The sequence below is a fragment of the Acinetobacter sp. 40AMC3-4 genome (assembly GCF_049898185.1).
In the GTDB taxonomy this organism is placed as follows: domain Bacteria; phylum Pseudomonadota; class Gammaproteobacteria; order Pseudomonadales; family Moraxellaceae; genus Acinetobacter.
This window is the reverse complement of record NZ_JAFCXG010000009.1, coordinates 111,809-124,487: the sequence shown is the minus strand read 5'-3', so window position 1 is coordinate 124,487 and position 12,679 is coordinate 111,809. Positions and strand designations below refer to the sequence as shown.

The window sequence follows — 12,679 nt, the reverse complement described above, 5'->3', positions numbered from 1 at the left end:
ATTTCTTCGCACATACAGTTGCAATTGCAGCTGTTAAAGTTGTTTTACCATGGTCAACGTGACCAATTGTGCCCACGTTAACGTGTGGCTTATTACGTTCAAACTTAGCCTTAGCCATGTTAATCTTCCTCGTTTACGTCGAACACAATTCTGAGTAAAACCCAGCTCCGACATATCGTTTAAAAAAACCGAACACCAAATACTTGAAAAGCAGACTAAATAGCCTGCTTTTGGAATTTCTTTGCAACAGAGTTGCTAAACTGTAATCTGGAGCTCTTATCGAGATTTGAACTCGAGACCTCTCCCTTACCAAGGGAGTGCTCTACCACTGAGCTATAAGAGCAAATATTAGTACTTCAATGGAGCGGGAGACGAGGGTCGAACTCGCGACATGTAGCTTGGAAGGCTACCGCTCTACCAACTGAGCTACTCCCGCACGATGTTGGTACAAACCACTTATTGAAGTCTTAAAATTGGTGGTGAGGGAAGGATTCGAACCTTCGAAACTTTCGTAGCGGAGTTACAGTCCGCCCCCTTTGACCGCTCGGGAACCTCACCATTTTTTACACTTACATCAGTGCTGTTCATTACTTCACACTACCAAACCTCTAAGATGGTGCCGGCACACGGATTCGAACTGTGGACCTACTGATTACAAGTCAGTTGCTCTACCAACTGAGCTATGCCGGCGTTTCTTAGTGTTTCGTACGTTTCGTATCGGAACGGTGTGCAGTTTAGCAAAACTCAGAATCCTTGCAAGTGTTTTTTTCAAAAAAAACCTCAAAAACTCATAAAATCAAACCATTTGATGATAATTCAACCGCTTTGATCACTGCGCGAGCTTTTATTTGGGTTTCATTCCACTCAGATTCAGGATTTGAGTCGGCAACTAACCCTGCTCCAGCCTGAACATAGACCTTATTTTCGCGAATGACACAGGTACGAATCGCAATCGACATGTCCATTTCGCCATGCCAGCCTAAATAACCAACAGCGCCACCGAAAATTCCACGTTTTACCGGCTCAACTTCATCAATAATTTCCATGGCACGGATTTTTGGCGCGCCTGAAAGTGTGCCTGCGGGGAAAGTTGCCTTAAAAACGTCAAGAGCATCGACATCATCACGTACTTCACCCTGCACATTGGAGACAATATGCATCACATGTGAATAACGTTCGATCACCATTTGATCAGTTACCTGCACTTTGCCAATTTTTGCAATGCGTCCCACATCATTACGTCCCAGATCAATCAGCATGACATGTTCAGCAATTTCTTTTTCGTCAGAGAGTAAGTCCTGCTCAAGCGCCAGATCCTCTTCTTTGGTTTTACCGCGTGGGCGTGTTCCCGCAAGCGGTCGTACGGTAGCAATACCATTTTCCAGACGGGACAGAATTTCAGGAGAAGAGCCGACAATATGGAATGGCGTATTGTTTTCCAAGGTCTGCCCTTGCACAAGAAACAAATACGGCGATGGATTGAGATGACGCAGCGCACGATACACCTGTAGCGGGTCTCCATCGAAGTCAGACACCATCCGGTGCCCGGGTACGACCTGCATTACATCGCCAGCACGAATATACTCTTTGACTTTTTCTACCGAGGCAATGAAGTTGTCATGTCCGGTGAGGGACTCGAAATGTGGCGGCGTATGTTTTTCAGCTTTAAGACTGATGGGCGTGGCCAGAATATTTTCTAATTCATTTAATTGTTCATGTGCTTTTTCATAAGAACCCGGAGCAGTGGCATCGGCATGTACAATCAAGAACAAGGTATCTTTTAAATTATCAAACACAATGACAGTTTTAGACAGCATCATCCAGATATCGGGTAATCCAACCGGATCCGCTTCAGGCACATTTTTTAATTTCGGTTCAATATAACGCACAGCGTCATAACCAAAGTAGCCCACCAACCCGCCTGTAAAACTCGGCAAGTCCGGCAATTCTGCTTGAGTTGGCACCTTAAATTGCGCCTGAAAGTCTCGAATATATTGAAATGGGTCAGCACAGTGCTGCTTTTCAATTGAACCATCTGCATGCTGTACCGTCAGTTCGCCCGCATTGCAGGAAAATACGGTAGATTCACCTAATCCGATAATCGAATAACGTGCCCAGTTCTCACCACCTTCTACAGACTCGAATAAATAAGCCTGTTGATGCTGTTTAAGCCGAGCAAAAATAGAAAGTGGTGTATCGGTATCTGCCAGGCGCTGACGGTAAACAGGAATGAGGTTATAGCCTTGCGCAGCAAGTTGCTGGAATTGTGCTTGAGTGGTCATGCGGTTTTTCTCTTTAAATTAGGGTTACTCAGTATGTAAATAAAATTGAACTGAGCGACGCCATCGAAAAACCTTACAACTATTCATTTTCTTTCCTTAGTACGCGTATTAGGCAAGTAATTCTCTAAGATCATCCACAATCTGCTGTGGCTGACAATCTGCAATATTTTCACCATGATTATAGCCATAGCTGACTACAACACAATCAATCCCGGCGCGGCGTGCGGCTTCAACATCATTGGAAGAGTCTCCAATCAACAAGACCTGTTCTTTGCTCACCTTATAATGTTCGACACAGTGCAGCAACTGGCGCGGATGTGGTTTACGCTCAGTAAAACGGTCGCCACCAATGGTATCGGCAAAATAATGAGCCATATCCAAGGTATCTAAAATACTGCGGGCAGGAAGTTCAGGCTTATTGGTCACACAAATCAGGGTTTTACCTTGAGCTTTGGCCCAGTCCAGAAATTTCAGGATTCCCGGAAAAGGAACGGTATCAACACAGGGATCGACATTATAAATATCCAGAAAAGTGTTTAAGAGCTCTTGATGCTGTACCGGTGTGACTTCACCGACCAGATGCTGGAGTACACTTTCACAGAATATCGACGTGCCCTTACCTACCCAGGTCCGTACCTGCTCTTCAGTCACCAGAGGCAATTGCAGCACATTCAAGCTCATATTCATGGCGCGATACAGATCATGTGCTGAATCCACCAAGGTACCATCCAAATCGAATAAGATCAGTTCGCGCTTTTCTAATTGTGCAATAGACATCCCGACCCTCTTTTATAATATTCGCAGCCACAAAAAAGGCATGCGCGGTGCATGCCTTGATTGTAACCAATCATCGGCTTATTTGAACAATAACCAAGCCATAATTGCTAAAATAATCAGCACAATCACTGAAATCAAACCAACAGATACATTTTTCTGGGTTTCTTTTTTATGTTCTACACGTGATACAGGCTGCTCAACCGGAATTGGGGTAGGCTCTGGTTTCACCGCACTAATGTCTACGCCTTCCGGAATAGGCGCCGGTTTTGGAATACCAACATTGGTTGGCATGCCATCACGGGTTAATTGTACCGTAGCATCACGATGTTTCAGTTCCGGCATTCCCTGATCATTCATTTGCTGTGCAGGTGTAGGCTCAGCGACTTCGACCTGTTCCACGACTTTTTCTGCCGTTGCTTCAATTTCTGCTGGAACCTCTACTGCAGCCGCAGGCGCCATTACTGAAAATTTCAAGCTGGCAAACTGAACAATGTCATCCTGCTTTAATAAGGTTTCTTGCGCAATCTGCACATCATTGACGAAAGTGCCATTCGATGAACCCAAATCCTGCACCCAGAGCGCATCATCTTTCAGTAAAAATGCCGCATGTTTACGGGAGATTTCCGCAGCCTGTAACACGATATCCGCAGCCTGATGACGCCCTACCAGCATGTCACGGTCAATGCTAATTTCCTGTCCTGTTAAGTCGCCTGTAATCGCGTGTATTTTCCAAGTCATGAAAGTTACTTCTCTGTTCTCTTTGACATTATCATAACATGCTGTCTGCAAATACGAATGGCTTAGCTTTTGGGTCTAAGTGTGGTTGTTGTAACGGTATTTTTACTTTTTTCTACCTGTTGGACGGGTTCTACCACTTGTCGCTGAATCACTGGTTCTATCGCGACCGGCGTGGCGACTACATTAACTGGTTGTGCCTGAACCGGTGCGGTCGGCACAGTTTGATAGGTCGAGTTTTGCAAGGGCGTTCTGGATACCGGAATTCGCTGTTGATACACATCTTCAACACTTTCTGGCAATTTGGCAAAGTTCCCGTCTGAATCGAGTGCGAGTTGCAGACTATATAACTGACTATAACGTTGCTGGGTCAGTTTACGCACTGCATTTTTATCCCCCACAATGGTTGGATGGATAAAGATCAATAAGTTACGCTTCTGATTGGATTTACCTTCAGAACGGAATAAACGTCCTAAGCCTGGAATTGCACCCAGACCCGGCACCGCTTGGCGTCCATAACTGGTGTTATCCGAAATCAGACCACCAAGCACAATGGTTTGTCCATGTTCGGCCAGAATTGAGGTTTTAATTGCACGTTTGCTCGTCACCAGATCCTGCGCCTGCCCTTTACTGGCTTTGACATCAGAAACTTCCTGTTCCACTTCCAGGCGTACCGTACCATCTTCGCCAATATGTGGAACCACCTTTAAAGTGACCCCGACATCCTTACGTTCAATGGTGGTATAGGGATTAGCAACTCCAGCAGCGCCTGTAGACACTGAGCCTGTGACAAAGGGTACGTTTTCACCCACCACAATATAGGCTTCTTCATTGTCCATGGTCACAATCGACGGCGTAGACAACAGGTTGGATTTAGTGGTTTCTTTGAGTGCCTGAATCATCGCACCATACAGACGTCGGGAACCATCACTCCCTTCACGATAATCACCGAGTACCAGTGAGCTACCTGCGCCCACGGCACTTGCAGCACCTGCACCACCACCGGTGAGATAACCGGCCGCAATATTTTTCAGGCTAGTCCCAAAATTATCGAAGTTCACCAGCCCAATACCACTGCTGATATCACCCAAGGCCCATTGCACACCGAGTTGATCCGCATCGGTTCCTTCAACTTCAATAATCGCGGCTTCAATCAGCACCTGTTGACGACGGATATCTAGCTGGTCAATTGCCGATTCAATTTCCCGCATCAGTTGTGGATCTGCTTTCACCACCAGAGAATTTTGTGTGGTATCGGCAATAATACTGACGCCATTGCTATTAAAGCTGGTAATTCCGCCCTGCTCATTATTCATGCCGCTATTCAGCTGAATGCCTGAAGAGGTGTTGCTACTTGAACCTGTGCTGGTATTATTGTTATTTAAATTGCTACTAGAACTGAGCGAAGACGAGTTCGAGGATGTACTACTCGAATTTGAATTACTGTTCACCGCCTGCCCGCTTACCAAACCCTGCAAGATTTCCGCAAGATTTTTAGCGCTGGCATATTTCAGACGAAAAACTTTTAATCCACCCAAACGATCCGCAGCCGGTACATCCAAGGTTTCGATTACTTGACGCACCCGTTTGCGCGTCGTGGGATCACCTTTGATGATAATCCGGTTGGTACGGGTATCTGCAATCACCCGCACCCGTGAACCGCGGACATCTTTAGCTCCACCGGTGGCAGTCATGGACTCGATCAGTCCAATCATTTCTTCGGCTTGACTCGATTGTAAGCTGACCGCTTCAATATCATTCTGACCGGTGCCATCCAGGTTGCGAATAATGGTTTCCAACTGGTAAATATTGCTGGCGCGATCCGACACAATCAGTGCATTTGTCCCCGGCACTGCCGCCAAATGGGCAAACTGCGGCATCAAGGGACGTAATGCAGGAATCAGGTCATTCGGATTGGTATTTTCCAGCCACAACACCCGTGTCACAATCTGGTCACCACTGGCGCGGCTTCTGGCATCATAGGGAATGCCTGAGCTTTTGACATTGCTGTCCGGAACCAGCTTGATGGTATTACCCGAAGGAATTGCCACCACACCGTTGACATTCAGTACGCCTAAAAACAGGTCATAGACTTCATTTTTATTCAGGGCTCTATTGGAAATGACTGTTACGTTGCCACGTACCCGCGGATCGACTGCAAAGTTTTTGCCGGTAATATCGGCCACTTCATTAATGAATGCAGTTAAGTCAGCATCTCGAAGGTTAATTTTCCAGGTTTGTGCATAACTCGCCGTACTGACCATGGCCATTAACGGTGCGGCCACACAGAATGCCCATGCTGATCGATTATTATTAAATAAAGCCATAAACTTTCGTGTTTCCTAACCCTATGCGTGATGACACATCACTTCAAATCTTGTTGTATGGTCATCACCTGATCACCACGTTTTATTTCGAGTTTGACCTGACCTTCACGTCGGGCCTGTTCCAGTAATTGTGCTTCGGTCTGTCCTTGGCTCAGCGTCTGACCATTTAAAGACAAGATCCGGTCGCCTGGTCTTAAACCCAGGCGATTACGCAATGCAGCCGGTGTGCGTGAAGTTACTTCATAACTACCATCTGCTGCACTGACCCCCATATTTTGTAAATACTGGTCCTTGTTTTCCTGCATCTGCTGGATGGCTCGACCAATTTCATTCTGTGGCGAAGGCTGCTCAGGCATACTACTAGAAGGCATAGCAGGCATTGAACTTGAAGATGCTGATGTTTCCGGCACAATCGGCTGATTCAAACCATTTTCCAGACCTTTGAATAAGACTTCCTGAGTAGCACCTGTGGATCGACGCAGAATAACCCGATCCCAATACACCTCAGCCAACTCAAAACCGCTATTGGCCAGCATTTCCCCGACACGGTAACGATCGACCTGATCATTAATTTTCAGTACCGCAGAAGAGTTATAACTTGGACTGGCAACCACCACCCCTTGTAAAATGATATTGGCCGTTTCAACAGCACCCGCAGACTGCCCAACTTCCTGAAACAGTGAAAATGCACCGATATTCGGAATTTGTGCCTGTTGTGAACCCAGTTCAACCCGATCCAGCTGCATGGCTTGTGGTGGAGCTATCAGCAACCAGAACAAAGCCGCCAGCTTCCAGCATAGATACAGGATGAGCAGTAACAAAACCACAGGTGCAGCACGATTGATCTGTTTCAGTTCAATATTTTTTAAATCATTCAGAGAAACTGCCATCAGTTCAAGCCTCCCATTAAGGGTTGGCGGGTACTGATCACATAGGTATCCAATCCGGCTTTACCTTCATAGGAAGGCGCATTCATTAAAAAGCGCTGGGTGAGCTGGATATCCAGCATCAGATTCGGATCAAGCTTGATATTCAGCATGCGTTGATCGCGACTATCCCGAACATCAATTAACAGCTGTCCGCTTTCATCTGCGAGTTGTCCAGTCATGGCGGGTACATTCATGCGTTCCTGACGCTGAGCAAAGGTATAAATCAGCTCACCACCCGCCCATTGCATTTGCCCAGCCACCTGACTGAAACCCTGATCTTTTTTATATTTAAAATCCAGATCTTTAAACTGAATCGCAGTACTCGGCCATTGCCAGTCTGCAACTTTTTTTAAGGTTTCAGGCGCGACCTGCCCTTCAAGATTTTTGACAATCAAAGACTTATTCAGACCATAAGCCATGATCCCGGAAAGCTGGGTATTGCCGCTATGCAAATCCACATGTGCCCCAACCCGCAGCAACAGCAAATCCAGAGGCCGTACTTTCCAGTTCAGACTGCCCCGAAGATTGCCTTTTTTCCAGTCCGCACTTCCCTGCCAGATATTTCCGTTTACATTATGCAAAGTCTGGTTATTTTTATAAAATTTTGAAATTAACCAGGCCGCTGGCACTTGTAATACGACAAAAATAAAAAATGCAACAAGAGTAAGGATCAACCATCTTAAAGTTTTCGGTTTACTGCTCATCCCCACCACGACCAATCGCTCAAGTCCAAATCCCCATTTATAATTTTTCCCTTATACTCACACATTATGCACACTTTTCTGCCAACGCCAATTCATAGATATAAAAAAACCAAGCAGGTATGCTTGGTTTAATCATCTTAGACTGTCTGTATGACAGCCTAATGACCAGATCAAATGGAGGCCTAGATCAGAAAATCGTCCAGCTTTGCGCCTTTTTCCAATTCTGCCACTAACCAGCGCGGTTGTTTACCACGGCCAGTCCAGGTATCGTCCGGATTGCTTTTGCTACGGTAACGCGGCTCAACCGACTTACGTGATGATTTCTTACGCTTAGACGCACCAAATTCAAGTAACTGTTCAACTGTCATACCCACTTTCTCGGCAACTGCCAAGATTTGCTGATAAGCGCCTTCAATTTCTTGATCTTTTTTTGAAGCAATCAGTGACTCTGCTTCTGCTTGTAAACGTTTTAACTCTTCTACTGATAAATGCGTAATATCTGGCATAATGCTCTCCGAAAAATAATATTATTCGTTTTGTTAAATAATAGCCCCATCATATTTATATTAAATAAAACATTCAATATAAAACCTTAAAGCAATAACAATAAATTTTAAAAAAAATTACAAAATAAAATGCTTCATTCATTTTTAAATTTCATGTTGAACGCTTAATTCAAGTGCTTTGATTTTTTCTCGAATATGTTCCGGAATTTCTGTTTTCTGCATGGTCTTTTTATCGACACAGACAATCACTGCTTCTGAAGTAGCCACAATACTTTGCTGTTTTTCACTCCATAATAGATATTGCATTCTGACTGCACTATTACGGATTTCTTCAATACGTGCTGCCACTTTTAAATGATCAGGAAAAACCACAGGTTTTAAATAACGGCACTGATTTGAAGACACTACCGTAAATACCGGTTCATTATGTATATCTAATATCCCTAGATAAGCCAGACGCGCACTTTCGACATAACGGTAATACATGGCATTATTGACATGTCCAAAGGCATCCATATCACCCCATGCGACTGTTTGTTCATAAATAACTGGATATTGTTTTAATTCTGACATTATTATTCTCAAGTCTTAATTTCTATAAAGTTTACATTCGATTCAAATACTGCATTTAACTGCTGTAGCAAGTCCTCCCGATCTTGTAAGGCAGCTTTAATTCTTAAATAACTCATACGAATATCATCCGGATACAAGTCAAGTAGTTGCTGGGCTTGATCTGTATAGCCTGTGGCTTGCAACACATGCCATTTCGCAAAGCTTAAAACCGGTAATGCCGGATACTTGGTTTCCCAGTGCGAAATCTGTTGTGCAATCGCATCATAATCCGGGTTTTGACGCAATAACTGTTGTTGGAACCACAAATAAAATACATCCTGATTAAATTGCTGTTCCATTAAATGAATCGCAAGCACTTCATGCTCGGCACTCATTTCTGGCATTCTAAATAATAATTTCAACCATAATAATTTGACCGAATAGTCACGATCAAATATTTGCGGTTTTAAATCTAAATAACGTTGCTGTAAATAAAATAAATCGTCCTGTGTGGCTTGGTCATAGGCTAATAATAATTGTTCAAGCCATGTTTTTTTTACTTCTTGGTCTAAATGCCCATATTGGGTCGAACGTAAATATAACCAGGGAAACTGCATGGCAAATACCCCCCATAAGGCGACAAGGCGCTGCTCATAGGCTGTTTTAACCTGTATTAACCAAGGTGATAATTCATGCTGATTTAAAAACTCTAAATGGGTAAGTGCTTGTTCACCTTGCTGTTGTGATAAATAAATTTCAATCCGCTGTAATTCTGCCAATTCAAATGCCATGGGATTGGACTGATTTAAAGCAGTTAATGCATGGGTATATTGCTGTTGCCCCCAAGATAAACGTGCATCAATAATATGTTTAAGTAAACCCGACTTGGTAAAAGACTGCTGAATAAAATCCCGCTGATCCTGCGCAGCGTTTAATAACCAGATGACTGCCAGTTGTTCATAAGGATGTAAGCGGGAAAAACTAAAGACCGTTTGAGTTTTACGTTGTTCACGGCTGCGATACTGCTTGATCGCATACCAGATGCAATGCATCAGAAAACTCACGCTCACCAAGGATGCGGCCAAAAACCAGAGGGTGGTTTGTAACTGCCACTCGCGCCAATACAGATAGACATAGCCAGCCCCATGTCCATAACTCAGGATACTCAGCCCCGCAATACCAAGCAGGCAGACAAATAAATAGGCTAGCAGAATCTGTTTCATAAGCAATTAGCCCACTAGGGTGCGTGTGTTTAATAATGGAATCGGAGTAATCGGGGTGGCCTTGATTTGATACAATTGCTGAATCCATTTTTGGCTCTGTGCATCCGGCAATTGTTCCAAGACTTCAATCACGGCATTCAGTGCCTGCTGAAAAGCGACAGATTGGTCTTTTTGTAAGGTATTCTGTGCGATGAGCAAGCGCAACTGGGCCTCTTTCAGTACCAGATGCCGTTGCATCAAGACTGTGCTTGGCTGATCTGCGGATTCAACCTGAATCCAGCGCTGCCAGAAAGAGCGTTGAGTTTCTGGACGCTGACGATGTGGTGTCTGAATTTCTTTTTCAATTTCAGCATCCATCTGCACCAAGAGTTCTTTTACTTTATTTTGCTGCACTAATCGACTGTTCACGAATTTTTTCAGCATGTCCTGATCTTTCGCAATCACTTGCTGCAAGCTGCTGACCAAGGCAGGCGCTAAAATATAATCATCCAGCTCATTAGATAACTGATTTAATTTCTCAATCGCAGTGGCGTATTGTTGCTGTTGTAGTGCAAATTCGATCAGATCCAGATGTTGCTGCACCAAGACAATATCATTTTGCGTTGCATCAGTTGTCATTTCACGTACTGGCGCTTTAGATGAAGTGGTTTCAGCATTTTCCTGCTGAGCAGAAATCTGGCGTTTTAAAGCCACGAACTGATCATTGAGATTAGCATTTTGCTGCTGTAACTGATTGATGCTTTGATTGAATTCAGTCTGTGCTGTATTCAGAACATGTAGGTCATAGCTAAGCTTGACTAGCCACGCTATACTCAAGATGAACAATACAATGAATAGTTTCTTCATGCGTTCCCTAATATCAGCCCCATTTTCTGCAAGATTGTATTTGCGTCTAAATCATCGATTTGTACGAATTGAAAACTTGCCTGATGCTGCTGTTGATATTCTCCAAGAATAGTGGCCAAACGTGGCCCCAAAACCAAATAACAGGCTTGCTGTATAAACTCCGCATTCCTTTGCAAGAGTGTCAGCCAGTTTAACCAACTCGCTTCACTGGTGATCAGAACTGCAAAACGCTGCTGCGTCTTAAGCAGCGACAAGTTCTCTGCCAAAATCGTTGCCGTCGTTTCAGGACATTGCCGCCGGTACAAAATAAAGTTTAAAACTTTAATATTGCTGGCACGTAAATGATCCATCATAAATTGACGACCACCTTCTCCGCGCCAGAAGGCTACACCTGAACCAGAAGCCAGTTGCTTCAACACAGGCAATTGCAGCATGCCTTCCGAAGTTTCGACCTCAGGCACATGACTATGAATGCCATAGCTCGCCAATGCCTGTTCAGTGGCTTTACCCACTGCCACCCAATGCACCTGTGCCAAAGTCGAGAGCGCGACTCCAGCCTGTTGAAAATATTGCATACCAATCTGGGCAGCCGTCGGGCTAACCACCACAATAATCTGTGCCTGCTCCAGCTGCTGATACAAAATCGACAGCTCATCGGAATAAGGCATTGCATGCAGTTCGAGCAAAGGCAATTCTAAAACAGGCACTTGCGCTGCCTGTAACTGCTGGGTCAAACCTGCAGCACGATCACTGGGGCGGGTATTAATCAATAACATCAGTGTGAATAGAGTGCTTTCAGCAACTCGCCAGCACCTTGATCAAGCAGGTCTTTTGCCAGCTCTACACCCAATTGCTCCGCAGCTGCCATTTTGCCAGTATGCTGTGCCCGGAGCAAAACTGTTCCATCGACACTGCCCACACGACCTTCGATTGAAATCACACCCTCTTTGAGCGTGGCATAACCAGCAATCGGCACCTGACATCCGCCTTCTAGATAGGCATTAAAGGCACGTTCGGCACGTACACACGCATCTGTATCCGCATGCAGGAGTGGCTGAATCAAGTCCAGCACCGTCTGATCATGAGTACGGCATTCCAGTCCCAATGCCCCTTGACCCACAGCCGGCAGACTGACTTCAGGCGTCAGAGTATGACGAATACGTTCTGCCAGACCCAAGCGTTTTAAACCAGCACTGGCCAGAATAATCGCATCATACTGGCCTGCATCCAGTTTAGATAAACGTGTGCCGACATTACCGCGTAAATCGATAATGTCCAGATCCGGACGCTGTTTTAAAATCTGAGTTTTACGGCGCAAGCTTGAGGTTCCGACTTTGGCGCCTTGTGGTAATTCCTCAAAGCTGGCATAAGTATTCGACACAAAGGCATCTAAGGGATCTTCACGTTCACAGATCACTGCCAGACTCAGACCTTCGGGCAAGGCCATCGGGACATCTTTCATGGAATGCACAGCCAGATCTGCACGACCATCCAGTAAAGCGGCTTCTAATTCTTTTACAAATAGTCCTTTTCCACCAATTTTAGCCAGTGGTGTATCTAGAATTTTATCGCCCTGTGTAACAAAAGTGACTAACTCGACCTGCAAACCAGCGTGCAAATCTTGTAGGCGCGCACGGATATGTTCCGCTTGCCAAAGCGCAAGTGGACTTTGTCGAGTTGCAATTTTTAGGGTCTTCATAAATTTCAATAACAGTAAATGAGAACAATAGTCTAAACTTAACCTGCTCACTTGAAAATGCAAGTGAATTTATACAAGTTTCAACTGAATGCTCTCATT

At 44.8% G+C, this 12,679-nt stretch carries 13 protein-coding genes and 4 tRNA genes; all 17 read right to left on the bottom strand.

The window, feature by feature from the left end:
- A partial coding sequence (locus ACP7BU_RS11705; RefSeq protein ID WP_425879972.1) for a GTP-binding protein occupies positions 1–118 on the bottom strand: 118 nt, incomplete at its 3' end.
- A 150-nt stretch (positions 119–268) separates the two neighbouring features.
- A tRNA-Thr gene (locus ACP7BU_RS11700) sits at positions 269–343 on the bottom strand.
- 17 nt (positions 344–360) lie between these two features.
- Positions 361–436 (bottom strand) — tRNA-Gly (locus tag ACP7BU_RS11695).
- Positions 437–474: 38 nt separating this feature from the next.
- Positions 475–558, bottom strand: a tRNA-Tyr gene (locus tag ACP7BU_RS11690).
- Positions 559–614: 56 nt separating this feature from the next.
- Positions 615–690: transfer RNA gene (locus ACP7BU_RS11685), tRNA-Thr, on the bottom strand.
- 98 nt (positions 691–788) lie between these two features.
- Complete coding sequence (gene trpE / locus ACP7BU_RS11680; protein WP_425879924.1) at positions 789–2,282, bottom strand: anthranilate synthase component I; 1,494 nt, start codon at positions 2,280–2,282, stop codon at positions 789–791.
- A gap of 108 nt (positions 2,283–2,390) precedes the next feature.
- Positions 2,391–3,059 (bottom strand): phosphoglycolate phosphatase, encoded by a 669-nt coding sequence (gene gph / locus ACP7BU_RS11675; RefSeq protein ID WP_243474884.1) that lies wholly within the window; start codon positions 3,057–3,059, stop codon positions 2,391–2,393.
- 78 nt (positions 3,060–3,137) lie between these two features.
- Complete coding sequence (locus ACP7BU_RS11670; protein WP_425879925.1) at positions 3,138–3,797, bottom strand: FHA domain-containing protein; 660 nt, start codon at positions 3,795–3,797, stop codon at positions 3,138–3,140.
- Between the two features lie 62 nt (positions 3,798–3,859).
- Positions 3,860–6,121 carry a type II secretion system secretin GspD gene (gene gspD / locus ACP7BU_RS11665; protein WP_425879926.1) on the bottom strand — a complete coding sequence of 754 codons (2,262 nt, stop codon included), beginning with the start codon at positions 6,119–6,121 and terminating at the stop codon, positions 3,860–3,862.
- A 38-nt stretch (positions 6,122–6,159) separates the two neighbouring features.
- Positions 6,160–7,011: a type II secretion system protein N gene (locus ACP7BU_RS11660; protein ID WP_409651619.1), complete on the bottom strand. Its 852-nt coding sequence runs from the start codon at positions 7,009–7,011 to the stop codon at positions 6,160–6,162.
- Positions 7,011–7,754, bottom strand: a complete 744-nt coding sequence (gene gspN / locus ACP7BU_RS11655; protein WP_409651616.1) for a type II secretion system protein N — start codon at positions 7,752–7,754, stop codon at positions 7,011–7,013. Before gspN ends, ACP7BU_RS11660 begins: the two co-directional genes overlap by 1 nt.
- A 182-nt stretch (positions 7,755–7,936) precedes the next feature.
- Positions 7,937–8,263, bottom strand: coding sequence for an H-NS family nucleoid-associated regulatory protein (locus tag ACP7BU_RS11650; protein ID WP_044113061.1), 327 nt, complete (start codon positions 8,261–8,263; stop codon positions 7,937–7,939).
- Between the two features lie 141 nt (positions 8,264–8,404).
- On the bottom strand, positions 8,405–8,833 hold the full coding sequence (locus tag ACP7BU_RS11645) for an acyl-CoA thioesterase (RefSeq protein WP_004278628.1): 429 nt from the start codon (positions 8,831–8,833) through the stop codon (positions 8,405–8,407).
- A gap of 8 nt (positions 8,834–8,841) precedes the next feature.
- Positions 8,842–10,035: a heme biosynthesis protein HemY gene (locus ACP7BU_RS11640; protein WP_425879927.1), complete on the bottom strand. Its 1,194-nt coding sequence runs from the start codon at positions 10,033–10,035 to the stop codon at positions 8,842–8,844.
- A 6-nt stretch (positions 10,036–10,041) separates the two neighbouring features.
- On the bottom strand, positions 10,042–10,881 hold the full coding sequence (locus ACP7BU_RS11635; protein WP_425879929.1) for a hypothetical protein: 840 nt from the start codon (positions 10,879–10,881) through the stop codon (positions 10,042–10,044).
- On the bottom strand, positions 10,878–11,657 hold the full coding sequence (locus ACP7BU_RS11630) for a uroporphyrinogen-III synthase (RefSeq protein WP_425879930.1): 780 nt from the start codon (positions 11,655–11,657) through the stop codon (positions 10,878–10,880). The genes ACP7BU_RS11635 and ACP7BU_RS11630 overlap by 4 nt, the downstream gene beginning before the upstream one ends.
- Positions 11,657–12,580 (bottom strand): hydroxymethylbilane synthase, encoded by a 924-nt coding sequence (hemC, locus tag ACP7BU_RS11625; protein ID WP_155861687.1) that lies wholly within the window; start codon positions 12,578–12,580, stop codon positions 11,657–11,659. The genes ACP7BU_RS11630 and hemC overlap by 1 nt, the downstream gene beginning before the upstream one ends.
- Positions 12,581–12,679: the final 99 nt, after the last annotated feature.

Bases quoted from the DNA above. Each gene is read 5' to 3' on its own strand.
- gspD (WP_425879926.1), bottom strand. From the start codon at position 6,121: ATGGCTTTATTTAATAATAATCGATCAGCATGGGCATTCTGTGTGGCC.
- ACP7BU_RS11640 (WP_425879927.1), bottom strand. From the start codon at position 10,035: ATGAAACAGATTCTGCTAGCCTATTTATTTGTCTGCCTGCTTGGTATT.
- trpE (WP_425879924.1), bottom strand. From the start codon at position 2,282: ATGACCACTCAAGCACAATTCCAGCAACTTGCTGCGCAAGGCTATAAC.
- ACP7BU_RS11630 (WP_425879930.1), bottom strand. From the start codon at position 11,657: ATGTTATTGATTAATACCCGCCCCAGTGATCGTGCTGCAGGTTTGACC.
- hemC (WP_155861687.1), bottom strand. From the start codon at position 12,580: ATGAAGACCCTAAAAATTGCAACTCGACAAAGTCCACTTGCGCTTTGG.
- ACP7BU_RS11660 (WP_409651619.1), bottom strand. From the start codon at position 7,011: ATGGCAGTTTCTCTGAATGATTTAAAAAATATTGAACTGAAACAGATC.
- ACP7BU_RS11635 (WP_425879929.1), bottom strand. From the start codon at position 10,881: ATGAAGAAACTATTCATTGTATTGTTCATCTTGAGTATAGCGTGGCTA.
- ACP7BU_RS11645 (WP_004278628.1), bottom strand. From the start codon at position 8,833: ATGTCAGAATTAAAACAATATCCAGTTATTTATGAACAAACAGTCGCA.
- ACP7BU_RS11670 (WP_425879925.1), bottom strand. From the start codon at position 3,797: ATGACTTGGAAAATACACGCGATTACAGGCGACTTAACAGGACAGGAA.
- gspN (WP_409651616.1), bottom strand. From the start codon at position 7,754: ATGAGCAGTAAACCGAAAACTTTAAGATGGTTGATCCTTACTCTTGTT.
- gph (WP_243474884.1), bottom strand. From the start codon at position 3,059: ATGTCTATTGCACAATTAGAAAAGCGCGAACTGATCTTATTCGATTTG.